This is a genomic window from Prevotella sp. KH2C16 (assembly GCF_900113305.1).
Classification (GTDB): Bacteria; Bacteroidota; Bacteroidia; order Bacteroidales; family Bacteroidaceae; genus Prevotella.
On the sequence record NZ_FOOW01000005.1, the window covers coordinates 19556 to 45168 of the forward strand.

Genomic DNA, 25613 nt, shown 5'->3' on the forward strand with positions numbered 1-25613 from the left:
TAGTTTTCCGACATAGTTCTTAAATTTTGTGCAAAGATACTATTTTTTTGTTTATACTACCAAATAAAACATCACATAAAGGCGACGGTAAGGCCTGCCATTACGATGCTGACCATCAACATCAGCTTGATGAGGATATTCAAACTTGGCCCAGAAGTGTCCTTGAAAGGATCGCCCACGGTGTCGCCCACAATGGTAGCTTTGTGTGCAAAGCTGCCCTTGCCTCCGAAGTTTCCTTCTTCAACCATCTTTTTTGCATTGTCCCAGGCACCACCGGCATTTGCCATGAATATGGCGAGGGTGAATCCTGCTGCAAGACCACCAACCAAAAGGCCGAGCACTCCTGCTACGCCTAATATGATTCCAACGATGATAGGGATGAGGATGGCTAAGAAGGCAGGGACGATCATCTCGTGCTGGGCGGCCTTGGTGGAAATCTCCACGCAGCGGCCGTAGTCGGGTGTTGCCTTGCCTTCAAGAATGCCGGCTATGGTCTGGAACTGACGCCGAACCTCTACGACCATTTTCTGGGCTGCACGGCCTACGGCCTCCATTGTCAGTCCGCAGAACAGGAAGGCAGCCATGGCACCGATGAATGCACCGACGAGGACAGTGGGATTCATCAAGGTTACTTGGAAGAAATTCATAAAGTCGGGTATCGTGGCCGTGTCGGGATTAAACGCATTGCCTGCTGCGTCTATAAATTGCTGCCCGCTTGCGGCTGCACGACTCATGGCAATCTTGATTTCTTCTACATAGGATGCTAAAAGCGCGAGAGCCGTCAGGGCCGCACTGCCGATGGCAAACCCTTTGCCCGTAGCGGCTGTGGTGTTTCCAAGTGCGTCAAGCGCATCTGTACGATGGCGGATTTCTTCGCCCAGTTCGCTCATCTCTGCATTGCCCCCCGCATTGTCGGCAATCGGGCCGTAAGCGTCGGTTGCCAAGGTGATGCCCAGCGTAGACAGCATGCCGACGGCAGCGATACCAATGCCATAGAGCCCATGGGAAATGCTGCTTGCGCTCATGCTCAGGTCGAAGCCATTGGCGCAAAGATAACTGAGCATGATGGCTATGCCAATTGTGAGTACGGGAATGCAGGTGGAAATCATGCCCGTGCCGATGCCTTTGATAATGACGGTTGCGGAGCCGGTAAGTCCTGCTTCGGAAATCTTCTGCGTTGGTTTGTAGCTGTGGGATGTATAATATTCTGTAGCCTGACCGATGACAACTCCGGCAGTAAGGCCTGTTATGACGGAGAATGAAAGTCCAAGCCAGTTCTCGATACCTAAAAGATAAAGGATGACGAATGTAGCTATGGCAATCAGGACGGCACTTACATTAGTGCCAATGGATAGAGAATGGAGAAGATCTTTCATGCTGGCACCTTCTTTCGTGCGTACCAGGAAAATTCCAATCAAAGAGAGAAATATTCCGACAGCAGCAATGAGCATCGGGGCGACAACGGCTTTCAGTTGCATGTCGTTGCTCATGGCAAAAGCCGTAGCTCCAAGGGCTGCCGTGGACAGGATGCTGCCACAGTAGCTTTCATAGAGGTCTGCTCCCATGCCGGCCACATCACCAACATTGTCTCCCACATTATCGGCAATCGTAGCGGGGTTGCGCGGATCATCTTCCGGAATGTCAGCCTCGACCTTACCGACTATATCCGCACCGACATCTGCTGCTTTTGTATAAATGCCGCCGCCTACGCGGGCAAACAAGGCCTGTGTGGAAGCACCCATTCCAAAAGTAAGCATCGTGGTCGTGATAGTAATTAGGGCAGTTTCCTCCCCGCCGTAGACATAGTGAAGGATGATAAACCACATGGCGATATCCAGCAATCCAAGGCCTACCACCACCAGCCCCATCACGGCACCGGAACGGAAAGCGATCTTCAGTCCTGCATCAAGACTCGTGCGGGTGGCATTGGCAGTGCGGCCGCTCGCATAGGTCGCCGTCTTCATGCCGAAGAAACCTGCCAGTCCGGAGAAGAAACCTCCAGTAAGGAATGCGAACGGCACCCAGGGATTCTGCACCTTGAGCACATAGGCCATAAAGGCGAAAATCAGGGCAAGGACGATGAACACAATGAATACTACCTTGTACTGCTGTTTCAGGTATGCCATGGCACCTTTTCTCACATACTCTGCGATTTCACGCATCCGAGGCGTACCTTCGTCGGTCTTCATCATTGATTTGAAGAAATACCATGCCATGGCTAAGGCTACTACGCTGGCAACAGGGACCAGCCAAAAAACAATAGGAATGTTCATAGTCTTTAATTTAATGAATCGGTTTTTTAGTTATATGCCGACAAATATATTAATATTTTTTTAGAAAAAAGCCCATCTTGATGGATTTTTTCGATTTTCGTTAAAAAATCAGTTATTAACGGGTCGGTAACAAGCTTTCCATTCCTCTTCGTTGGAACTTATGCATAAGAAAACTTCCCATGCGACTGCATGGGAAGCTTCCTGTTGGGTGTCCATAGGAGGGCAATGCCTGTTTGAAGTCAATAAGGATATTTGTCCGTCTGCGATTCAGTCTTCCCAGTCAGAGAAGAAGCCGGGCTTTGCACCTATTTCTTCTGGATCACCCTCTATGATGGGTTGCTGGTCAGTCTTTCCGTCACCATCGTTGTCGACCTGTGAGAATTTTATTCCCATAAGCTCTTCAGGGTATATTTTTATGGTCTCCGTATTCGGAGTTATATATATATTTCTCTTCATTTCCTTGTTTTATTTAATTACATATTTCTTATTGTTCACAATATAGATGCCTTTGGGCAGTCCCTCCAGCGAGGATGTCCCGCGGCGCACGAGCTGACCATTGATGCCGTAAATATCGCCAGACAATTTCTGCCCTGCGGCAATATCGCTGCGGATGCCCTCTATACCTGTAATACTGCCCTGCTCTTCACCGTCAAGGGCGAAGGTAAGGGCCTTTGCGCCAGAGGCTACATTGGTGGCTATCCAGCAGCGGAAGCCCTTGATAGATAGTGGCGACTGGGTATGATACCACTTTCCGTTGTTGCCCAGCACATAGGAGCCGGCTGGGACGAACGCCGTTTGCTGAGAGACCTGCGTGCCACAGAACTGAATGTTGTCGGCCTCTGTAGTCGTGGGCTTGGAGTTTTCCTTGAAAGTCTCCGTCGGAGAAGCCGTCGGGACTACATTGTTAATGGTGAAGTATGGAGCGTTGACCGTGATCGTGGAGTGATCGTTAAGCGTCTTGTTATAGCTTCCGGTCGTTACATTGGCGTTGCGGGTAGGCCGCATGATGTAGAGTTGGTTGGGTTCTATCACGATGGCAGCGTCGTTGGCAAGGCTGACAGACTCAAAGTCGATACGGGTCGGGATGTTCTCGTCCTGTCCTTTCAGTTTGGCCAGGTTTGCCTGGTCGCCGAATGCGGTCTTGAACTGGGCTGCCGTGAGCGCTACGGGCAGCGTGATGGAGTTCCACAGTCCGGAAGTCATCGTGCGCTTCAAGATGAGTGTATAGGCATTGCCGGTGGAGAGCCCTTGCTTCGTGAGATAGTCGAGCGAGGTCTGGGTTTCATCGAGTACCATGTCGTTGTCTCCGCAATACTTCAGCTGGAAGTTGTCGAAGGCGGTCCAGTCGAGCTCGTCGGCGGAGCCTTCCACCTTGATGCCGATGTTCAGCACCTTGCCGTTTTCGGGCACATAGACCAGTATGGAGTTGTTGTAAGTCCCAGTCTCAAACAGCTTGGCAGCCCTGACATAGGGACTTCCGGTAGATGCGTCCGCGGCCTTGTACACCTTGGTCAGGGATTCGGCGTCATATTCGAACTCTTCGTTGAACAGATTCAGTTTCGTGGAGACATTTGACTGACCCTCCGAGCTGCCCTCCACATAGGCGAAAAGGCTTGATTTCATACTACCGTCGGTATGATAGAACCCGTCGCAGGAAACGCGGTACCAGCCTTTCTTCAGCGTCGTTACCGCCTGCGTCAGCGTGCCGTTGGCATGGGCGTCCTGCCCCAGATTGCGTATGGAGCCTATCCAATAGTTTCCGTATTGTCGCTGATAGTCGTCGTTGACATCGGGCCTTTGTCCCATTCCCACATAATAAGTGTATTGAGCATCTTGCAGGAAACTGTAGGAACCGTTCATTCTGTAGTTGAATCCACTGACCGTCCATTTGTCCACATCCTTGTTGCTGCGGTTCATGTCCTGGTCCTTTATCAGGAAGGTGGCGTCAGCCGGTGCCTCGTTAGAGGCAAACTGAGCCTTGAAGGCATTCTTCATGTCCTTGAGTGTAATGAACTTCCATTCTGCGTTCTGGCCGTAGCTGCCAATGGCGGTAGGATAGACCAGTTCTAGGCGGTTGGACGAGGAGGCCTCATCGGAGACGATCAGATACCTGTTTCCGCCCATTGCGGCTCCGGTGCCGTTATAGCAATAGAGTGTATAGGTCTTGCTGTTGCTGCCGGTCTCGCTGATTGTCCAGGAGAGATTAGAGTTCTCCTGTTTGCGGTCGCAGTAGACCCGGTCCCAGTCGGACTTATTCGCTGCGGTCGGAGTACTTGGCGGATTGGGGAATCCAAGGTACTGACCGTCGGAGGTGGCAAGGCTTCCCTGTATCAGGTAAGTGCCGCTTCCCTGGTCGGTCAGGACGATGGGCATGCCCACATTATAGGCCGACACGCTCGTGCCCCAGTTGGAGCCGATGTTCAGATACTTCCCTGTGCCCACATTATATAGGTACACAGTTTTCATATCTTCCTCGCTGCTGTTGATGAAGTCGGCAATGGAGTTTCCCACCCATTGATGGTTAGAGTCCTGTCCCTGGGCAAGGACTTTCGTGGGGAGCGCCGTAGCCAACAGGGCCACGAGCACAAAACTTAATTTCATAGCGCTAAATCTTTTGTTTTTGATATAAGTTCGCATATTATTGAATATTGTTTAATTGCCTTTGTTTTTATAACAGAGTATGCCGTGTGCATCTGCGCAGAGACGCCTCTGCCTATATCCATGATAATATCCGACTGATGCATGATGCGGTATATTTATCACCTAATTCGATGTATATGCATGACCACTTGTTTTTTTTACTCTCTGCTTCGTTTGTCTGTACGGGACACTCTCGTCCCGTCGCACGCCCTCCCAAAGCGATTAGGACACAAAGTTATAAAGAAAAATGAATGTCTATTTACCCCCCCCCCACAAAATTAACATAGTTTAAGAAATATTATATCTTATATGCACTCCGGCAACTTCCTTGCCGGTGGTATGACCTTGTGTCGACCCATGCAGAAAGGAGGAAGTAAACCTCGGACTCCATTTTCTCCCCTTGCAAACTGTTAGTGAATAATTATGCATGTCGCGCATAGGCGTGCGGAAGACGGACTGCCTCGTATGGTGAACCCCCTGCCTGGAGAGCCCCGTACGGCGCGTTTATGGAGCTCGTTTTCTGTTTTGTTTACAAATATGTCGCATTTTCCCTCTCGGTATGTGATGGAGTAGAGGGGCGGAGGCCGCCTTTAGCAATGCTTTTAACGGCTTTCGGGCTTCTAAACAGCGGCTTCCGGTATTCCTAAAGGCCGTTAAAAGCACCCCAAGAGGTGGTTTTTGTCCGATTGAACCGTCATTTTCGAATAATTATGCAATAAAAAAATGTATATGCAAAAACGCAGCCCAGCATCAGTCCTTTCCGACTTACAATTTGAAACCGGAATTCTGTCGGGGAGTTCGGAAGGGAGAGTAGTGTGCCCAAGGGATATGATAAACCCCGAAAGAACCCATGGAGAGAACTTTCGGGGCATTAGAATTGTCAGACCTTTTCTTAGAACCGGAACGATACCTCTACATCGAAGATGCCATAATTGTGGTCGGCAAGGCTTCTGTCGTTCACGAAGGCGTATTCCGCACCAATCTGGAAGTTCTTGTGGAACAGGTAGTCGGCCCCGATTTCATATAGGGTCTTCTGTTTGCTGGAGTCTCCCGTGGGCTGATACATATCGTAGCGTGCTTTCACATGAACCTTCTGCTTGACGACAGGAGCTATGACCAGGGCGTAGACTCCTTGTGCCTTGTCGCCGTCGGTGCCGAGGTCGCAGTTGGTGGAGGTGGCATCGTTGGTGTTCGAGAGTGCCTTGCTGAAGGCAAGTCCCGTAGAGTGGGCATACTCCGAGCGGAAGGTCCAGTCGTCTACGAAATACTCAGCGGAGAACGCATAGCGGCGTTGCTGGAGCTTGCGGACTCCGCTTCCGCCGCCGTTGTCCGTCCAGGTGCCTTTGCGGGCATAGCTTCCCGTCCAGCCGAAGGCACCCAGGCGCATGCCGGGGACCGGCATCACCCATACGCCGCCGATGATGTTTTTCTGTTCGTCAACATCTTTCACATTGATACCTTGGCCGTTAAATACTCCGACCTGATAATGAATCAGATTGCGGCCGTTGGCATTCTTGAGAAAGTCTCCCTGGAATTGCAGTCCAATGTCGCGGCCGTTAGAGCTATGTGCTCCCGCGCGGTCAGAGAATCCCGCTAATTTCTGGACTACTTGGCTATATCCCATGAACCCCTGATCAATCGGGTTCATCGGATTCTCATAAGTGAACGGATTCTTGAACTGCCCGATTTTTACGCGGAAGAAATCGTACTTCTGCCACTCGGCAAAGAGATCAACGACTTTAGGTGAGCTTCCAAGGGTGGAGGTATTGCCGTTAAATTGAATCTGCGCCTTCCAGTAGAAGTCTTTCAGAACGCGGCCGTCCAGAGAAACACGGGCAATCCTGAGATTGAAAGAATTACTCTTTGCATCTTCCTGACTGCTGGACTGATATTGAACTATGCCGTAGCCGGAAAGTTTGACATTGTTAATCCAAGCCTGTTTCTTTTCCTGTGCATTGGTAGAAATAGCGATGAAAGCCAATAATGCGATGATAATACCTTTTTTCATATGGGGTTTAGTTAGTAATCCGATCGTAATACATATTTCACTTGCAAAGATAAGAATCTTTTTTGAAAACTTGGGAGTTTTCATTAAGAAAAATCAAATTGGCTGCCGTTTTATAAGTTGTACTACATTCTCTACATGCGGTGTGTGCGGGAACATGTCTACTGGTTGAACTTGAGCAACTTTGTACATGGGGGCGAGCAGGGCCAGGTCGCGTGCCTGAGTGGCAGGATTGCAACTTACATAGACGATTCTTGCGGGAGCTGCATTCATTATAACTTTTATTACATCGGGATGCATGCCGGCGCGGGGAGGGTCGGTGATGATTACATCTGGCCGGCCATGCTGTTTGATGAAATCATCTGTAAGTATATTTTTCATATCACCGGCATAGAAAAGAGTGTTGGCAATACCGTTTAATCGGCTGTTCTCCTTTGCGTCTTCGATGGCTTCGGGCACATATTCAATTCCGATAACTTTCTTAGCCTTGTGGGCAATAAAGTTTGCAATAGTGCCAGTACCTGTATACAGGTCGTAGACGAGCTCATAGCCAGACAATTCTGCAAAATGGCGGGCTATGCAATACAGATGGTATGCCTGATCAGTATTAGTCTGGTAGAAACTCTTGGGGCCAACCTTGAATTTCAGGTTTTCCATAGTTTCATAGATATAATCCGTACCCCTGAAGGTTATTAGTTCCTGATCACTAATAGTGTCGTTCCCTTTTTGATTATCAACATAAATTAAGGAGCTGATTTGTGGAAACTGATTGGAAATATGCAGCAGTAATTCCTTGGCTTTTTCATCGTCGCCTTCTTCATCGTAGTGGAATTGTACAATGAGCATCCACTCTCCTGTGTTTGAATTGCGGAATATTAAATCACGGAGAAGTCCGTGCTGTTCTCGGATATTATAAAAAGTCATACCGGTTTTCCGGGCATACTCAAAGACCTCATTGCGCACCAGATTATGGAAGTCATCCATTAGCCAGCATTTTTCAATGGGATAGACTTTGTCGAATGCTCCTGTAATATGCAAGCCTATAGCACCGCCTGCCAATCCTGAGTTTTCAGGGAGTTCTTTTAGTTCTTCCTTTGTATACCAACGCTTTTCGCTGCATCCGTATTCTTGCTTGTTTCTATATTCCTTGGTCTTTACAGAACCTAAAATGGAATGAAATTCAGGAAGTTCAATCTTGCCGATTCTGCTTAATTGGTCATAGACTTGTTGCTGTTTGGCTTTTAATTGTTCCTCATAAGGCAGATTCTGCCACTTGCATCCTCCGCAAATTCCAAAATGCTGACATATAGGGTTCTCACGGACATTGCTGTATTTGATAAATTTAATGGCTTCTGCCTCGCAATAGCGATGTTTCTTCTTGATTATTTGGAGGTTTACAATATCTCCAGGAACGACAAATGGCACAAATATGACCATGTCGCCTACATGGGTAATACATTTGCCTTCAGCTGCGACAGCCTCAATCGTAACATTTTCTAATAAAGGCAGAGATTTCTTCCTACTCATAAAACTTTGAATTTATATGCAAAGTTACAAAAATATTGTGAATTTACATTGGCTGTGTTTGTTTTTTATAAATGTTATTGTAAACAATCTAAAATGCAAACTCGACCTTACAATTTTTCAATTAAATAATTTGTATATAATAAATAATTAATGTACCTTTGCAGTAGGAAATATAAATGACATTAAATTATATATTTAAAAACCAACTATGAGCGAAAAAAGAGTATATCTCTTCGGTAATGGACAAGCTGAAGGGAACGCATCAATGCGTGAACAACTTGGTGGTAAGGGAGCTAACCTTGCTGAAATGAATTTAATAGGTGTGCCTGTCCCTCCTGGATTCACCATTACTACTGATACTTGCAATGAATACTATAAAGTAGGACAGGAGCAAATAGTAGAGATTTTGAAGGATGATGTTGCTGGTGCTGTCCGACATATTGAGGCTTTAATGAATTCCAGATTTGGTGATGCTGAAAATCCTCTGCTTGTCAGTGTGCGTTCGGGAGCTCGCGCATCCATGCCCGGCATGATGGATACCATTCTTAATTTAGGCTTGAATGACGAGGTTGCAGAGGGGATGGTAAAAAAGACAAGTAACCCCCATTTCGTTTACGATTCATATCGTCGTTTCGTTCAGATGTACGGCGATGTGGTGCTTGAGATGAAGCCCGTAAACAAGGAGGACATAGACCCGTTTGAAGAAATAATAGAGACTGTCAAGGCCGAGCGCGGTGTCAAGTTGGATAAGGATCTTAGCGTTGATGAACTGAAGAAGTTAGTGAGACTTTTTAAAGCGGCTATTAAGGAGCGTACAGGTAAGGATTTTCCCAATGACCCTATAGAGCAGCTTTGGGGAGCTATTTGCGCAGTATTCCGCAGCTGGATGAACGATCGCGCCATCCTTTACCGCAAGATGGAAGGCATCCCGGACGAATGGGGCACGGCCGTCTCCGTAATGGCAATGGTATTTGGCAATATGGGAGAAACCTCTGCGACAGGTGTTTGCTTTAGTCGTGATGCCGGCAATGGCGAGAACCTTTTCAATGGTGAGTATCTTGTAAATGCACAGGGTGAGGATGTCGTTGCTGGCATCCGTACTCCACAGCAGATTACCAAAATCGGTTCACAGCGATGGGCCCAGCGGATTGGTATTTCAGAAGAGGAGCGTGCTGTCAAGTATCCTTCCATGGAAGAAGCTATGCCGGAAATTTATAGGCAATTAGATGAAATTCAGGATAAATTGGAGCACCACTATCATGATATGCAAGATATGGAGTTTACTGTGCAGGAGGGCAAACTCTGGTTCCTTCAGACTCGCAACGGAAAGCGTACAGGCACGGCAATGGTCAAGATTGCAATGGACTTGCTGCACGAAGGGATGATTGACGAGGAGACGGCTATCATGCGTTGTGAGCCCCAGAAACTGGACGAATTACTCCATCCTGTATTTGACAAACTGGCGCTTCAAAAGGCTGAAGTTATTACACAAGGCCTTCCTGCAAGTCCTGGTGCAGCTTGTGGTCAGATTGTCTTTCATGCGGATGATGCTCAGGCATGGCATAAAGATGGTCATAAGGTGATCATGGTCCGTATAGAAACCTCTCCGGAAGATTTAGCCGGTATGTCAGCTGCAGAGGGAATCCTGACTGCTCGTGGAGGCATGACATCTCATGCGGCAGTAGTCGCTCGTGGTATGGGTAAGTGCTGTGTATCCGGTGCTGGTGCTATTAATGTAGACTACAGATCAAAGACCGTTGAAATTGATGGCGTCAAATACAGAGAAGGAGACTATATATCCTTGAATGGCTCTACGGGACAGGTTTATGCCGGGGAAGTGCCGACAAAGGCTGCGGAGCTTAGTGGGGACTTTAAGGAATTAATGGATCTCTGCGACAAATATACCCGCCTACAGGTCCGTACAAATGCCGATACTCCACACGATGCACTTGTGGCTCGTTCTTTTGGTGCCAAAGGAATAGGCCTGACTCGTACAGAACATATGTTCTTCGAGGATAAGAAAATCATCGCTATGCGCGAGATGATTCTTGCCGAAAATGGAGAAGAAAGAGAAAAGGCATTAAATAAGCTTCTGCCATATCAGAAGGCGGACTTCAAGGGCATTCTTGAGGCTATGGACGGGCTTCCTGTGAATATTCGCTTGCTGGACCCCCCCCTGCATGAGTTTGTCCCCCATGACAAGGAAGGCCAGCAACAGATGGCTGATGAGATGGGAGTTTCCTTGGAAACCATCAAGCGGCGTGTGGAATCTTTAGCAGAGAATAATCCTATGCTGGGGCATCGTGGCTGCCGTTTGGGCATCACTTTTCCGGAAATAACGGCGATGCAGACTCGCGCTATTATCAGTGCGGCCTGTGAACTGAAACAGGAAGGCAAAAATCCGAAACCGGAAATAATGGTTCCTTTAATCGGTACGGTAGCGGAGTTCCGTCAGCAAAAGGCAGTAATCTTGAAAAGTGCCCGTCGTACATTCGACCAGTATGGATTCAAGATAGACTTTGAGATTGGTACAATGATAGAAATTCCTCGTGCAGCCCTTACTGCCGACAAAATTGCCAGTGAGGCGCAGTATTTCTCGTTTGGGACGAATGACCTTACACAGATGACTTTCGGATATTCTCGTGATGATATAGCAAGTTTCTTGCCTGTATACCTTGAGCAAAAGATCTTGAAGGTCGATCCATTCCAAGTTCTTGATCAGGAGGGTGTGGGGCAGTTGGTAAAAATGGCTGTCGATAAAGGCCGCGAGGTTCGTCCGACACTCCGTACGGGTATATGTGGTGAGCATGGTGGCGAGCCAACATCTGTTAAGTTCTGTGCCAAGATAGGTATGAATTATGCAAGCTGTTCTCCATTCCGTGTGCCAATTGCCCGGCTGGCAGCCGCGCAGGCAGCGGTGGAAGAAAGGTAGTCCTTAAAAACTTAATTTGTGTGAGGCAGGATTCTTGGGAGTTCTGCCTCATATTTCTTGTATATCTCGGGAAAAAAATGTATCTTTGCATCCAATTAGAATTCTAAAGCTTGATGAGAAGGTTTCTTATATTATTCTGTTTGTGTGTGGTTGTTGTTGCAAATGCGGCGGGGAATGAGTTTGTAAGTGTTGATTTCGGCACTTCTCGCCATGATGCTTTGTCCATATTCAAAGCAAGGTTCGGGGAGCCTAATGCTATTGAGGGAGACAATTTAGTTTACTATGACTTGACGATTAATGGATACTATTTTAGCAAAATAGTATTCGGATTTGAATCGAAGCAGACGGGCGACTATTTCAATGAAGCCCGCTTTTTTATGGTTGCACCATCTCGTCCGATGGCTGTTGCGGATAGGGATACACTTGCCTGCGACTTAAGTAGGAAATATAGCATGACATATGATTTTGAGGAAAATGGTAATAAGTTTTATAAGGGTGGGGTGGCTCCATCTGGAATAGGACATCTTTTTACGCTCTCTACGCATCGCCGTGAGGGGAAGTGGACAACGGAATTGCGTTTCGGAGCATTTCATAAGCTTATTAGAAAACAATGAAAAGACTATTAATCCTGTTTTTGCTATCGTTATCTATGATGTCTCTCTCTGCAAAATCAGTTAGAGAGATGTGGCTGTCTATGCCTGATTCCATTATACCTTATTTAAATAATAACCAGAGAATCGAATTGGTAGACTTTGTCAATCTCAATGTGAAATCCGAAGTAAACAATCTGTTAGGGGACAGTACCGTACTGGATACATTGTCGATAGATTATTTGCATTTGACGGTCAACCCTTCCGTAAGGATTGAATTGAAAATGCTACCTTTCACTAATGCGGATTCTATATTGTGTATGATAAAGACTTTGAATGGCCCGGAATTTGAGAGTATCATAGATTTTTATGACAAAGATTGGAAAAGATTGCCATCAGATGCGATGTTTGATGGTGTCGGCCTCACCGGTCTCAGGGATAATTTTGCCTTTATTCCAGACACTCTTTCGAAGAAGAGACAGGCTGGTTTTGAAGGTGTACTGGATCCTGTCTTAATGTATGCGTCGCTAAATCCGACAACTAATGAGATTATCTTCTCTCTATCCCTTCCCTTAATGAGTGAAAGGGAAAAGCAGTCAATAAGAGAGATATTTTTGCCAAAAAAGTTTAAATGGACTGGGAAAGTGTTTAAAAGTGTTATGATTTAAAGCAAATTTGCGCAGTTTGTTTGGAGTTTCACACAAGATGTGCTATATTTGCATCGTGTTTTTCATGGTATTAGATTATTAAGGTTAAGAAAAGATTGGTTGTCGTGAGACAATCAATTTTTTTATTATGTGTTCTTGGCCTGTCTTTATGAAAGGTGTTAAGAACATCCTTTTGATGGTTATAGATGACATTGGGAGCTGTTAAGATGACTTAGATATTTTGCAGCCTATCCATTCTGGATCTTCCTTGTTTTGTATGACTTATGAAAAAATAATCTAAAAAAGCTTTTTATTCACAGCCTTTTTCCGTATCTTTGCATTTGTACAAAAAAATAGTAACTATGAATCTGAAGATTAGACTAATCCTGCTGAGTTTTTTGCAGTATGCCGTGTGGGGAGCTTACCTTACATCAATGGGAAGGTATCTGGGTAATCTTGGCCTCGGCACTCATATCGGGTGGTTTTATTCAATGCAAGGTGTTGTATCTATCTTTATGCCTGCTATTATGGGTATAATTGCAGATAGATGGATAGCTTCTCAAAAGGTATTGGGGTTATGCCATCTGTTTGCCGGTATCTTTATGATAGCTACAGCATATTATGGCTATCTGGCTGGTACGGATACCCAGTTTGGCATAATCTTTACATTGTATTCATTAAGTGTCGCTTTCTTTATGCCGACCATTGCATTGAGTAATTCTGTAGCTTATTTCTGCTTGACGGATGCAGGACTTGATACAGTAAAGGATTTTCCGCCAATCAGGGTTTTTGGCACTATTGGTTTTATCTGCTCCATGTGGTTCGTAGATATTATGAAGTTCCAGATTGACCAAAATCAGTTTGTAACATCGGGTATTTTGAGTATCATCCTCTTTCTTTATACATTCACATTGCCAAATTGTACGACTGTGAAAGATGGGAAGCAGAAAACTCTTGCAGAGGTTTTTGGACTGAAAGCATTTGCTCTGTTCAAGCAGAGGAAAATGGCTATATTCTTTATTTTCTCGATGATGCTTGGCGTAAGTCTTCAGATAACTAATGGATTTGCCAACCCGTTTATCTTTAGTTTTGGGGCAGACCCTCAGTATGCATCAACCTTTGGTGTTCAGCATGCGAATATTCTGATTTCACTTTCACAGATTAGCGAGACTTGTTGTATTCTGTTGATTCCATTTTTCATGAAGCGTTATGGAATTAAGAATGTCATGCTGATTGCAATGTTTGCCTGGGTACTTCGCTTTGGACTATTCGGTCTGGGGAATCCTGGAAGTGGGGTCTGGATGTTTGTTCTTTCAATGCTTGTCTACGGTGTCGCATTTGATTTCTTCAATATATCAGGCTCATTATTCGTAGATAAGTCTACCGAGCCAGACATTCGTTCAAGTGCCCAGGGATTGTTTATGTTAATGACCAATGGCGTCGGGGCAACGATCGGCACTTTAGCTGCACAGGCCATTATTAATACATATACTCATGCAGAAGTTGTAGATGGCAATATACTTACCGTTGGTGATTGGCCTACCTGTTGGTTTATCTTTGCTGGATATGCACTACTTGTCGGAATAACCTTTGCATTAGTATTCAATCCGAAAGAAAAAGCAATATAGCTATATGTCTCGAATAAGGCTGAAATATAAGTGTGTAACAGAGATCGTTGGCTCCGATAATCAGGGAATCTTGGTGCTTGTCAATGAAGAAGAGACATTGCAAGTATCCATTCCCTGTGATAGGTATACAACCTATTATTTCGGTCTCAGAGATTCGGCAACACTGAATTGTAGCCGATTTCTGCCAGAGGTTTTGGTTCGCCTTTTTAAGTCTGAGACGGATATGCATTTTGAAATCAGAATAGAAGATATTCGGGGAGGAGAGTATCTCTCCAGAATTTATAATATGAAGACTCTGGAAATGCTGCCTATACAAATTACGGACGCAGTCCTTTTATCTAGGATTAGTGGTGTTCCCATCTATATTGATGAGGTGCTTATGCGGAAACAGAGTGCAGAGTTCCATAAAGATAGTCATGGATTAAAGTTGCCGATAAACGCACTAAGTCTTGACATGCTTGAAAAGGCGATGGACCAGGCTGTCAGCGAAGAAAACTACGAGTTGGCCTCAATGCTGAAAGAAGAAATAGATCACAGAAAAAATAATCTGCAAGAATGAAAGAGTCAAGATATTTTTATGTTCCTGATGCCACATCACAGACAGAGCTCCCCATTGAAGAAGCTATGCATGCATTGCGAGTGTTAAGGCTTAAGGCCGGGGATGAAATGTTTTTGATGGACGGGCAGGGGACTTTCTATCGTACCATCGTAACTTTGGCTGCGACAAAAAGGTGTATGTATGAAATACAGGAAGCCCTTCCCCAGAGAAAAGCATGGGATGGGCACATTCATTTAGCCATTGCTCCGACCAAGATGATGGATCGCATAGAATGGATGGTGGAAAAGGCAACGGAAATAGGCTTTGACGAACTTACTTTTCTCCAGACACATTTCTCGGAGCGAAAATATATGAGAACTGTTAGACTGGAAAAAATTATGGTGTCTGCTGTCAAGCAAAGTCGGAAGCCATGGAAGCCAAAGATTAATCAGATGACTTCTTTTCAGGATTTCATCAATCATCCTTGTGAAGGCTATAAATATATTGCCCATTGCCACGACGAAATAGATCAGACTGATTTGTTTAATGATATACTGCAACTTTCGAAAGATGAGAATGTTACAATTCTCATTGGGCCGGAAGGGGATTTTTCTTTTGAGGAGGTGGACTTTGCTATGAATAAGGGGTATAGGTCCATAACATTGGGAAACAGCAGGCTGCGAACCGAAACAGCTGGTCTTATGGCAGTAACGATGGCCCAGCTTGCTAAAAGAATTTAACCTCAAACCAATATAACCCCCATTTCTTTCATAAATGCTTTCTGGCTTTGTCATAGGCAAAACCAGTTTTTAGGGAGGTTTTAGCTTAGTGCGACTTCATAATCAGATGATGAGAGTACTCAGATAGTACTGAAATAAACAATTCTCCACATTTTAACACTCCTGTATCACATATATGAGAATTTTTAAGTAATTTTGCAGCTGTAAAGATAATCGGGGATTTTATCCCATAATATTAATCAAAATTTAATAAAAGCTATGCAAAGACGATTGCATTTCTTGGCTGTTCTTATGTTGTTCTTCACAATTTCTGTTTCAGCCCAAATTACAACTTCTGGTATTAGTGGAAAAGTTACTTCTTCTGGTGAAGAGGTCGTTGGTGCCACGGTTACGGCTACGCACCAGCCTTCCGGCACGATATACCGTGCGGTTACCAATGTAGACGGTCGTTATACCATTCAAGGTATGCGTCCGGGCGGGCCTTATAAGGTTGAGGTTACTTACATTGGGCATCAGGCAAAGACTTTTAACGATGTAAGTCTCTTGTTGGGTGAAACTCAAAATCTTTCTTGCTCTCTTGAGGAGGATGCCCAGCAATTACAAGAGGTTGTTGTTGCGGGAAAAGCAGGATTGAATGCAACTAAGACTGGTGCTGCAACAAGTATGAACGCCCAGCAGATCAATGATATGCCGAGCATTTCACATGGCATTGCCGATGTGGCTCGCCTGAATCCACAGTTGACAACGACAAGTTCTGGGGCGATGTCGTTTGCTGGTACTAATAACCGTTATAATTCATTTATGATTGACGGTGCAGCGAACAATGATGTCTTTGGCCTTACAAGCAATGGCAGCAATGGTGGTCAGGCAGGCACCCAGCCGGTTTCCATGGAGACCATCGAGCAGATTCAGGTAAATGTGGCTCCCTTTGATGTCCGCCAGAGCGGATTTACCGGTGGTGCGATAAATGCGATTACCAAGAGCGGAACTAACAAATTTCATGGAAGCCTGTATGGTTTTGGAAATAATCAGAACCTTATAGGGCACAAATACCCTCTGTCAGATGGCAGTGGGTATGCCGCTAAGTACACAGAGCAGAAAGAATATAATGCCGGCGTTACATTGGGGGGACCAATCGTGAAAGACAAGTTGTTCTTCTTTGTAAATTACGAGAAATCAAACAAGACATATCCCAATCTTTATGGGCTCGGTTCGGCCGAGGCTAATTTTGACTCTAAGCAGGCTGCGGATATTCTTGCCTGGGTGAAGGAGATGGCTGCTGCCCAGGGGGTAGAGTATAATGGTGAGTTGACCAACCCGGATGTTTACACGAAGAGCGATAAGGCTGGTGCCAAATTAGACTGGAATATTAATGAGTTTAACAAATTCAGTTTAAGATGGAGCTTGGTAAATGCGTCTCAGCTGAATAACACCGGCAGTAGGTCTTCTATAAATGCAAGCACCTACAGCTATCCGTTCAAGAGTAAGACCAATTCCTTTATTGCGGAGTTGCAGAGTCGTCTCTCTCCGGTTTTGAGCAATGAGGCCCGTGTTTCTTATGTCCGTGTCCGCGACCAGCGTGCCATATCGTCTGAATTTCCGATGATAACGGTCAATGGTGTCGGAGACGGTAGTGTGAATCTCGGTGTAGAGCGTTCTTCTATGGCAAACAGGCTGGATCAGGACATCTATACCATAGAGGATAACCTGACATGGTATAGAGGTAACCATACATTTACATTCGGAACCCATAACGAGATCTACAATTTCTCAAATCTTTTCATTCAAGACTTGTTCGGTTCTTATTATTTTAAGACCTATGACATGTTCAAGTCATACTATGATGCATGGAAAGCCGGTGCTGTAGATCCAAAGGTGGCTTACATGAATCAGTATCGTTACGGTCATGCGAATACGGATGTAACAGGAGACCCCCGCTGGGAAGCCGGCTTCGGTGCAGCCCAGTTCAGCGTTTATGCGCAGGATAAATGGGATGCAACCAATAACTTCCAGTTGACCTATGGACTGCGTGTCGATGTTCCTGTATTCTTCGATACGCCTGCAGAAAACGCAGGTTTCAATACTTATGCGGAGACACAGGGATGGAATGTCAAGACCAACCAGAAGCTTTCAAGCTCTCCGTTGTTCTCTCCGCGAGTGGGTTTCCGCTGGGACATCAATAATGATCACAAGTTCATTCTCCGTGGGGGTATAGGTATTTTCACGGGGCGTATCCCCTTTGTGTGGGTTAGCAACAACTTCTCTAATACGGGTATTCAGCTCTCAACCTATAATACTTATAGCACGAAGGGTCTGGACTTGATTCTGAATCCAAACGGCCAGGAGGCGAATGCACAAAAGCTAAGTGCGTCCGGAAGCCAGACCGTGAATGTCTACGATCACAAGTTCAAGTTTGCGCAGAACCTCCGCCTTAACCTTGGATTTGACTTCCAGCTCCTTGGCATCGACTGGACGCTTGAGGCAATCTATTCAAAGACCCTGAATGACATTGTCTACAAGAACCTTGCCTATGAGCAGACTGGCAAGACCTTGAATCAGGTCTATACTGACATCGCCTGGGATAACCGCCCGATGTTCAGCCGTGTAACGACCGGTCAGCCGTATGCTAATGTCTATGGCCTTTATAATACATCAAAAGGCTATACAGCCAATCTCTCCCTGAAGGCAGAGAAGAAGTTTGATTTCGGATTAGACCTGATGGCGAGCTATACTTTCACCAAGTCTAAGAGCGTGAACAACGGAGGTTCGTCTGTTGCGGAGAGCAACTGGCGTTATAACTACACCTATCGCAACTCCAACGATCCGGAGCTGGGTAATTCAGCCTACAATGTGCCTCACCGCATCCAGGCCTCTGCATTCTATCATGCTGCCTATGGCAAGAACAAGGCATGGCTGACCACCGTCGGCTTGATTTATGAGGCTCGCAGCGGCTCACCCTATTCCTATTACTATTATGGCGATGTGAACGAAGACGGTGCTAACGGTAACGACCTTCTTTTTATTCCCACGGATGAGCAAATTGACAAGATGCAGTTTGAAGCTTCTGCTCCTTCAACAACCGCCAACGCCCTGACGCGTCGGGTATTCGGCGACAGCTATACTGGAGGTTCCCTCTCTGCTGATCAGCAGCGCCAGCTGTTGAAATACTGGATGGGGACCGATTCATATATGAAGGATCATCGTGGCGAGTATTACAAGCGCTATGCTGACAACCTCCCGTTTGAGCACCATTTTGATGTTCACCTGGCTCAGAAGTACAGCTTCAAGGTGGCAGGTCAGCTTAATTCCGTTGAGTTGAGCTTTGATATCATCAACCTTGGTAACCTGCTCAACAAGGACTGGGGGCACACGATGGGCGATGGATTCGGAATATATTCAAGTCCTGTAAACTATCAGGGCAAGGGAGTATACCAGTTCACCGGTGGTTACGCCTCAAGAGACTATAGCGACTATTACAGCCGCTGGCGTGGTCAGATTGGACTGAAATATACATTCTAATCAATCGGAAAGTTTAAAAAAGGCGGGTAACTATGAAAGTTATCCGCCTTTTTTGGTATCTTTGCGTGAACGAAATTATTTAGCTGGAGGCGTTATGATTATTGATTTTGATAAGATTCCGGAACTGCATCAGGTTGGTTTCAAGGGAGGCAAGGGCCTTCTTGATACTCGTAATTATACTGATGACAAGGTAAAGATTATGTATTCCACTTTGCGGCCTGGAGCTTCTACGGGTCTGCATAGCCATGAAGAAAACTGTGAGGTTATCTTTGTCGTTAGCGGAGAGCTGACTTTCCATTACGACGGGGTGGTGGAGGTAGCCCGTGTGGGGCAGGTGCACTACTGTCCGACGGGGCATTCCCATTATATGGAGAACCTTACCGACCATGATGCGGTTTACTTTGCCATAGTGCCCGAACACCATTGAGCATTCCGAGGAGTGCTCTCCGCCATTTTTATTTGCCGCGTGTAATCGTATTACACATGGCGTGTAATCGTGTTACAAGCAGCGTGTAACGCCATTACACACGGCTTGTAATAACGCCATGGGGTGCCGATGCTGTTTCAGGAGGTGGAAGACTTGCGTAGTCTTTTCAGCTTCCGCTTGGCTTCGGGGATGTCCGGATATAATTCCAGGGCCTTCTCATAGTTCTTGATAGCGGCTTCTTGGAAGTCTTCCTTCTCGCAGTCTCGGCCCATCTGGACATATTCCACGGCCAGCCGTTTCAGGAAATCCTCTTTCTTCCGAGCCTCAGCCTTGAGTTTTCTGATTTCTTCTTTCTGCCGGTTGATGATATTCAGCTTCCTCCGGAGAAGCCTCTTTACTTCCGGCTTCTCTATGTCATATCGGCTGTGAATGGCCAGGAAAAAACTGTCGAGTGCTCCCTGCATGTCGCCTCGGTTGAAAGCCGCCATGGCATCAAAATATTCTTTGTCGGCCTTGCTTTGCTGCAAGGCAAGGGATATCATGTTCCTGTTGTTGTAGTTGCGGGCAAAGTTCCGTACTTCTGCCTTTACGAATACATCCTCGCGGCGGATGGGTTCCTTGAGGCTTATGCCGTCTAATGATGTGGAGCGCGATAGCGCTACATAGGTCTGGCCGCCGGCAAAGACGCCTCCCGTGAAGTCTATCTTCACTTTATTGAAGGTCAGTCCCTGGCTTTTGTGCACGGTTATCGCCCATGCGAGCCGCAAGGGAAACTGCGTATAGGTGCCGATTGCCTGTTCTTCTATTTTCTGCTCTTTTTCATTGAATGTGTATTTCACATTCTCCCAGAGTTCCCGTTCCACATCGCAGTCGGTTCCGTCTTCCGTGCGGACATAGATAATCCCGTCTTCTTCATCCCCGAAGCCAATGATGGTGCCTAGCGTGCCGTTTACCCATCGTTTCTCCTTGTCATTGCGGATGAAGAGTATTTGTGCGCCGGTTTTCAGTACCAGTTCCTGAGGTGTAGGCAGACTGCTTTCCGGGAATTCTCCCTCGATGACGCCATGGAATATTGTGGGCTCACCGGGTAGTTCTCCTAATTTTTTCTCGTTGATATAGTCTACGGTGTCCCTGCGAGTAGAAAGAGTAATTGCCAGTTCGGATCCGTCATTCTCCAGCACTGTTCCCACATGCCGGTTCAGCATATCCAAATCTGTTGTCGCCACCTTGGAAGTTCGTATATGGTCGAGAATCTCGATAAAAACAGGGTCTGACTGGCGATATACCTTAGTCAGCTCAATGCTCACGAGCTGCATTTGACGGAAGACCTTGGCATCGAAAAAGAACGATGATGCATAAAATGGTTGTAGGAGCTGTCGGTCTTCTTCCTTAAGTACAGGCTCAAGCTGGTAGATGTCGCCCACCAATAAGAGCTGCTTGCCGCCAAAGGGCTCCCGCATGTTGCGGCTGTAAATTCGCAAGACTTTATCAATGAAGTCGATGATATCAGCACGAACCATACTGATTTCATCGATGATGATGAGTTCTACCTCTCTCAACAGCTTGCGCTTTTCCGCATTATATTTTAAGGTCTCTCTTATGTTTCGGGCACTATAGCGGCTGTCGTTTGGGAGCAGGGGATGGAAAGGTAGCTTGAAGAAGCTGTGCAGTGTGGCTCCGCCAGCATTGATTGCGGCTATCCCGGTAGGTGCCAGAATCACATGTTTCTTTTTGGTTGTAGCCGCAATATAGCGCAGGAAGGTTGACTTACCCGTCCCTGCCTTTCCTGTCAGGAAAAGAGAGCGACGGGTAAATTCCAATATTTGGAGCGCATTCTGCAGTTCCGGGTTGTTTAAATCAATGTTTTCTGCACTGATATTATCCACTTATGGCGTCTGTCTTTTAGAGTTCATCAAACTTGACGACTTGTTCTGTCGGCTGGCGATGCTTTGACTCCGTGGGCTGCTCCGGTTTCTTTTCCCCTTCGGTCGTCGCAGGCTTTTCTATGGGGTTACCGTTCTTGTCGAGAATAATCTCTTCCGTAACCACTTCAAGACTGTCTTTATGTGTCGTATCTTTCTTTACGGGGGGATAATAGCTTGCGCATTCATACATGTCTCGCGTGATTCCCCCGTCGGTTGGACGGGTAAATTTTCCATGATACTTTTCAAATGCCGGATCCCCGAATACTGATTGCAGGAAGTATCCGCAAATGGGGAGCGCCGTCCTTGAACCCTGGCCTAATGCCCCGGTGCGGAAGTGTATGGAGCGGTACTCGCCACCGACCCATGCGCCGACCACAAGCTTAGGACTTACACCCATGAACCAGGCATCGGAATGATTGTTAGAGGTTCCGGTCTTTCCGCCGAATTCCGTGTCCCTTACATTTCCTATATATCCCCATAGGCTTTGTGAGGTTCCTCCTGGTTCACGCATACCTCCCTGTAATAGCTGCTGTACGAGAAAGGCACTTTTATAAGGGATGGCTTGTTCTGTCGTGTTTGGCCCGACATAGACTTCATTGCCGTCTTTGTCTAATATGCGAGTTACCAGAACGGGATCGTGATGCTTTCCGTCGTCGGCAGCTGTACAATAGGCGTTTACCATCTCAAGAAGGTTTACATCACTGGAACCTAATGCCAGCGACGGCGCATCTTCAAGTGGGCTCTTGATACCCATTTTGTATGCCGTCTCGATGATCCGCTTGATGCCCATTTCCTGACCAAGTCTCACGGCTACGGAATTGATACTCCGCGCAAATGCGGATTTCAGAGCCATGGAGTCTCCTGTAAAATATCCGTTGGCATTGCTCGGAGTCCACCTGGTCATTTCATGTTTCTTCTTATCGTATACATCCATGGAAATATATTCGTCCCTGCGTTTGTCGCATGGTGTAAGCCCCTGATTCATGGCCTCGGTATATACGAATAGCTTGAATGTGGAGCCCGGCTGGCGCATGGCAGTGGCTTTGTCATACTTCCAGTGCTTGAAGTCGATATCACCCACCCATGCCTTTACATGTCCTGTCTCTGATTCCATTGCAATCATGGCACAGTGCATGAAGGTTGTCATGTATTTGATTGAATCTTCGGATGTCATCATTTTTGTGATTTCGCCTTTTTCATAGTCAAATACCTTCACCGGATGTACCCATTCCTTATAGTAATAGGCGACGGAATCCGGGGTGTTGGGATATTTTGCCAGTAAGGTTTTGTAGAATGGCTGTTTTTCGGCAATGCCCTGAATGAAGTTTGGTATCACTTGGTGATTCTCGTCCTGCCACGGTTCCTGCCTTAGCCAGTTGGAATCCTGTTTTCTATAAATACCCCAGTGGTTATTGAAATTCTGCTGGACTTGCTTCATCTGTTTGCGGGCAGCATCTTCTGCATACTTCTGCATGCGTGTGTCGATGGTGGTATATATCTTCAGTCCGCTACTATATAAGTCGTAGCCGTTTTCTTCGCACCAGTCTTTTAGGTAATCTGCCACGGCCTCACGAAAATACAATGCCTGCCCATCATAATTATTCTCGACCGTATAATCGAGCTTGATGGGTAACCGGCTAAGCCGGGAGTATTCATCCTGGCTCAAATCCCCATGAATGAGCATATTGTTCAATACCACATTGCGGCGCTTGATACTGTTTTCCGGGTGGGTCTTAGGATTATAGTAGGTCGTAGCTTTCAGCATTCCGACCAATATAGCAGCCTGATCAGTAGTCAACTCTTTGGGAGAGCAGTTAAAGTATGTCTTTGCAGCAGTCTTAATGCCATATGCGTTTGAGCCGAAATCAACGGTGTTGGCATACATCGTAATGATTTCCTTCTTGGAGAATACGGTCTCGAGTTTGGTGGCTATAATCCATTCCTTACTCTTCATAATAAGGATCTTGAGACCGGGAATCTTTCCCAAGAGGCCTGTAGAATATTGCGTGCGGACGCGAAACATATTCTTTGCTAATTGTTGTGTAATAGTAGAGGCACCTCGGCCACCATGATGGAGTAGGGCATCTTTCGCTGCAGCAAAGAGTCCAATGGGGTCTATTCCCCAATGACTGTAAAACCGTTCATCCTCTGTGTCAACAAGTGCCTTGAAGAATGCCGGATTGATTTCTTCGTAAGTTATGGGAGTGCGATTCTCGTTAAAGTATTTTCCAATCTGTTTGCCATCTGCGCTATATATCACTGATGCCTGTGATGTTTGCGGATCTTTGATTCCGGAAAAATAACCGGGTGATTTGCCAAATAGCCAGAATAGATTTAAGTCTACTGCTCCAAGGTAAAGAATGAAAAGGACTAATAGGGAAGTTACAGCCACAATCGTCTTTTTCCAGCATGGCGCATCCTTATAGAGGGATTTATACCATCTGTAGAAAGCTTTGGTTATGCGTTTGCACCAATTGAAAATATTCTTAATTCTGTTCCACATAATCTATAGTATTATGATACAAAAGTACTAAAATACTTCTATACTTATATCGAGGTATCGATATAATTTATAATTTCTTTGCTATTCTCGGGGTTGAACCATTGGATACTATTGTCCTTTTTGAACCATGTAAGCTGCTTACGCATATATCTGCGACTGTTTGACTGAATCTGGCGTACGGCTTCATCTTCGTCAATATTGCCGTCAAAGTAATTGAATAGTTCTTTGTAACCTACAGTGTTCAATGCGTTCAGTCCTTTTTGCGGATATACATTGCGAGCTTCTTTCTCCAATCCCATCTGCATCATCAGAATGACTCTCTGGTTGATTCTTTCGTAGAGTTCTTCTCTTGGACGATTTAGCCCGATCTTCAGAATCCTGAACGGACGGTTTTTTTGTGTGTTCGTTCTAAAGGACGAATAAGGCTTCCCCGTCATATGGCAGATTTCAAGGGCATGCACAATGCGCCGGGGATTATTCTTATCTACAATCTCATAATGCTCCGGGTCGAGCAACCTGAGTTCTTCTACTAATGCCGGAAGTCCTTCCTTCGCCAATCTGCCTTTCATTAGTCGTCTGGTCTCTGTGTCCACGGTCGGTATGTCGTCGATACCTTTGCACACGACATCGATATACATCATACTGCCGCCGCTCATCAAGGCGATGTCCGAAGTCTGGAACAGATGATTTTGTAATAGAAACATCACATCTCTTTCGAACATGGAAGCACTATAATAATCTTGTATGTGATGATTGCCGACAAAGTAATGAACAACGCGCCGTTGTTGTTCAGGAGTCGGAGCAGCAGTACCGATAGGCAGTTCTGCAAAAATCTGTCGGGAATCTGCATTGATAATGGGCGTTTTAAAATGTTCTGCAATTTGCAGGCTGAGCTCAGTTTTGCCGACACCTGTTGACCCGAGAACAACGACGAGCGTTTTCATTTACCTGATGATGCCTCGCTTTGAAGAAGAAACAAAGTCGATGATGTATTGAATTTCCGGAGTGATTTCAATATTCTTTTTGATTTCTTCAATCCCTTCTTTCAATATTCCTTTAGAATAAAGTAGGCGATAGGCCTCATGAATCTTGTCAATTAATTCATTGCTGAAGCCGTGTCGACGAAGACCAACAATATTGATACCTGCATAGCGGGTCGGCTCTTTTCCTGCAATGACATAAGGGGGAATGTCCAGAGAGAAGCGGCATCCTCCCTGAATCATTACATATCCACCAATACGACAGAATTGATGGCAGAGAACCACAGCACTGACAATCGCATTGTCGTCAATAGTTACCTCACCTGCAAATTTGGTGGAATTGCCAATAATGCAATTGTTTCCTAAAACACAATCGTGAGCGAGGTGCATATTCTCCATGAGAAGATTGCTATTGCCGACCTTGGTGGTTCCAGCCGAAGCCGTACCTCTGGAGATAGTTACATTTTCGCGGATACTGTTGTGATTGCCGATTTCGCATAAAGTCTCTTCTCCCTTGAACTTCAAGTCCTGGGGTTTGGTAGAAATACTTGCACCGGGAAAGAACTCGTTGTTATTACCAATGTGCGCACCGTAATTAATGGTAACGCTGTTCTGCATGACATTATTATCTCCAATAACGGTATTGCGGTCGATAAAGCAGAATGGGCCAATAATATTGTTATCTCCCAATTTTGCCTCCGGATGCACATATGCCAACGGGCTGACTTGATTCATATCT

Annotated in this window: 17 protein-coding genes; 8 read left to right on the forward strand and 9 right to left on the reverse strand. The window is 45.9% G+C overall.

The annotated features are described in order from the left end of the window. Positions 1 to 71 precede the first annotated feature (71 nt). The 5 genes from BM114_RS04855 to rlmD form a co-directional block, all read right to left on the reverse strand. Positions 72 to 2273 carry a sodium-translocating pyrophosphatase gene (locus BM114_RS04855; RefSeq protein ID WP_092110986.1) on the reverse strand — a complete coding sequence of 734 codons (2202 nt, stop codon included), beginning with the start codon at positions 2271 to 2273 and terminating at the stop codon, positions 72 to 74. Positions 2274 to 2540: 267 nt separating this feature from the next. After that, positions 2541 to 2729: a hypothetical protein gene (locus BM114_RS04860; RefSeq protein ID WP_092110988.1), complete on the reverse strand. Its 189-nt coding sequence runs from the start codon at positions 2727 to 2729 to the stop codon at positions 2541 to 2543. Positions 2730 to 2738: 9 nt separating this feature from the next. Beyond that, positions 2739 to 4874, reverse strand: coding sequence for an adhesin (locus BM114_RS04865; RefSeq protein WP_177207049.1), 2136 nt, complete (start codon positions 4872 to 4874; stop codon positions 2739 to 2741). Positions 4875 to 5805: 931 nt separating this feature from the next. Next, entirely contained in the window at positions 5806 to 6921 is a 1116-nt protein-coding gene (locus tag BM114_RS04870; protein ID WP_092110990.1) for a porin, read from the reverse strand. Positions 6922 to 7014: 93 nt separating this feature from the next. Continuing rightward, positions 7015 to 8445, reverse strand: coding sequence for a 23S rRNA (uracil(1939)-C(5))-methyltransferase RlmD (gene rlmD / locus BM114_RS04875; protein ID WP_092110992.1), 1431 nt, complete (start codon positions 8443 to 8445; stop codon positions 7015 to 7017). Between the two features lie 208 nt (positions 8446 to 8653). On the opposite strand from rlmD, the gene ppdK reads away from it, so the two are divergent. From ppdK to BM114_RS04915, 8 genes are all read left to right on the forward strand, one after another. After that, the gene (gene ppdK / locus BM114_RS04880) at positions 8654 to 11377 is read left to right on the forward strand and encodes a pyruvate, phosphate dikinase (protein WP_092110994.1); all 2724 of its coding nucleotides are present in this window, start codon (positions 8654 to 8656) and stop codon (positions 11375 to 11377) included. A gap of 113 nt (positions 11378 to 11490) precedes the next feature. Further along, positions 11491 to 11991, forward strand: coding sequence for a hypothetical protein (locus BM114_RS04885; RefSeq protein ID WP_092110996.1), 501 nt, complete (start codon positions 11491 to 11493; stop codon positions 11989 to 11991). Then, positions 11988 to 12635 carry a DUF3256 family protein gene (locus BM114_RS04890; protein ID WP_092110998.1) on the forward strand — a complete coding sequence of 216 codons (648 nt, stop codon included), beginning with the start codon at positions 11988 to 11990 and terminating at the stop codon, positions 12633 to 12635. The genes BM114_RS04885 and BM114_RS04890 overlap by 4 nt, the downstream gene beginning before the upstream one ends. 341 nt (positions 12636 to 12976) lie before the next feature. After that, positions 12977 to 14242, forward strand: coding sequence for an MFS transporter (locus BM114_RS04895; RefSeq protein ID WP_092111000.1), 1266 nt, complete (start codon positions 12977 to 12979; stop codon positions 14240 to 14242). Positions 14243 to 14246: 4 nt separating this feature from the next. Further along, on the forward strand, positions 14247 to 14801 hold the full coding sequence (locus tag BM114_RS04900; RefSeq protein WP_092111001.1) for a bifunctional nuclease family protein: 555 nt from the start codon (positions 14247 to 14249) through the stop codon (positions 14799 to 14801). Further along, entirely contained in the window at positions 14798 to 15520 is a 723-nt protein-coding gene (locus BM114_RS04905) for a 16S rRNA (uracil(1498)-N(3))-methyltransferase (RefSeq protein ID WP_092111003.1), read from the forward strand. The genes BM114_RS04900 and BM114_RS04905 overlap by 4 nt, the downstream gene beginning before the upstream one ends. Positions 15521 to 15778: 258 nt before the next feature. Continuing rightward, positions 15779 to 19039, forward strand: a complete 3261-nt coding sequence (locus BM114_RS04910) for a TonB-dependent receptor (RefSeq protein WP_092111005.1) — start codon at positions 15779 to 15781, stop codon at positions 19037 to 19039. Between the two features lie 94 nt (positions 19040 to 19133). Then, positions 19134 to 19466: a cupin domain-containing protein gene (locus BM114_RS04915; RefSeq protein WP_092111007.1), complete on the forward strand. Its 333-nt coding sequence runs from the start codon at positions 19134 to 19136 to the stop codon at positions 19464 to 19466. Between the two features lie 137 nt (positions 19467 to 19603). On the opposite strand, the gene BM114_RS04920 is transcribed toward BM114_RS04915, so the two are convergent. The 4 genes from BM114_RS04920 to lpxA are packed head-to-tail and all read right to left on the reverse strand — an operon-like array spanning position 19604 to position 25609. Continuing rightward, a complete protein-coding gene (locus BM114_RS04920; RefSeq protein WP_092111010.1) occupies positions 19604 to 21352 on the reverse strand; it encodes an AAA family ATPase in 1749 nt (582 codons plus the stop codon). Between the two features lie 16 nt (positions 21353 to 21368). Beyond that, on the reverse strand, positions 21369 to 23894 hold the full coding sequence (locus BM114_RS04925) for a transglycosylase domain-containing protein (RefSeq protein ID WP_092111013.1): 2526 nt from the start codon (positions 23892 to 23894) through the stop codon (positions 21369 to 21371). Positions 23895 to 23938: 44 nt separating this feature from the next. After that, entirely contained in the window at positions 23939 to 24838 is a 900-nt protein-coding gene (gene miaA / locus BM114_RS04930; RefSeq protein WP_092111015.1) for a tRNA (adenosine(37)-N6)-dimethylallyltransferase MiaA, read from the reverse strand. Beyond that, positions 24839 to 25609 carry an acyl-ACP--UDP-N-acetylglucosamine O-acyltransferase gene (gene lpxA, locus BM114_RS04935; RefSeq protein WP_092111017.1) on the reverse strand — a complete coding sequence of 257 codons (771 nt, stop codon included), beginning with the start codon at positions 25607 to 25609 and terminating at the stop codon, positions 24839 to 24841. Between the last annotated feature and the right edge of the window lie 4 nt (positions 25610 to 25613).

Coding starts and splice junctions, on each gene's coding strand:
- BM114_RS04865 (WP_177207049.1), bottom strand. CDS start 4,874: ATGAAATTAAGTTTTGTGCTCGTGGCCCTGTTGGCTACGGCGCTCCCC.
- BM114_RS04905 (WP_092111003.1), top strand. CDS start 14,798: ATGAAAGAGTCAAGATATTTTTATGTTCCTGATGCCACATCACAGACA.
- BM114_RS04895 (WP_092111000.1), top strand. CDS start 12,977: ATGAATCTGAAGATTAGACTAATCCTGCTGAGTTTTTTGCAGTATGCC.
- rlmD (WP_092110992.1), bottom strand. CDS start 8,445: ATGAGTAGGAAGAAATCTCTGCCTTTATTAGAAAATGTTACGATTGAG.
- miaA (WP_092111015.1), bottom strand. CDS start 24,838: ATGAAAACGCTCGTCGTTGTTCTCGGGTCAACAGGTGTCGGCAAAACT.
- BM114_RS04915 (WP_092111007.1), top strand. CDS start 19,134: ATGATTATTGATTTTGATAAGATTCCGGAACTGCATCAGGTTGGTTTC.
- BM114_RS04870 (WP_092110990.1), bottom strand. CDS start 6,921: ATGAAAAAAGGTATTATCATCGCATTATTGGCTTTCATCGCTATTTCT.
- BM114_RS04925 (WP_092111013.1), bottom strand. CDS start 23,894: ATGTGGAACAGAATTAAGAATATTTTCAATTGGTGCAAACGCATAACC.
- BM114_RS04860 (WP_092110988.1), bottom strand. CDS start 2,729: ATGAAGAGAAATATATATATAACTCCGAATACGGAGACCATAAAAATA.
- BM114_RS04900 (WP_092111001.1), top strand. CDS start 14,247: ATGTCTCGAATAAGGCTGAAATATAAGTGTGTAACAGAGATCGTTGGC.
- BM114_RS04910 (WP_092111005.1), top strand. CDS start 15,779: ATGCAAAGACGATTGCATTTCTTGGCTGTTCTTATGTTGTTCTTCACA.
- ppdK (WP_092110994.1), top strand. CDS start 8,654: ATGAGCGAAAAAAGAGTATATCTCTTCGGTAATGGACAAGCTGAAGGG.
- BM114_RS04890 (WP_092110998.1), top strand. CDS start 11,988: ATGAAAAGACTATTAATCCTGTTTTTGCTATCGTTATCTATGATGTCT.
- BM114_RS04885 (WP_092110996.1), top strand. CDS start 11,491: ATGAGAAGGTTTCTTATATTATTCTGTTTGTGTGTGGTTGTTGTTGCA.
- BM114_RS04855 (WP_092110986.1), bottom strand. CDS start 2,273: ATGAACATTCCTATTGTTTTTTGGCTGGTCCCTGTTGCCAGCGTAGTA.
- lpxA (WP_092111017.1), bottom strand. CDS start 25,609: ATGAATCAAGTCAGCCCGTTGGCATATGTGCATCCGGAGGCAAAATTG.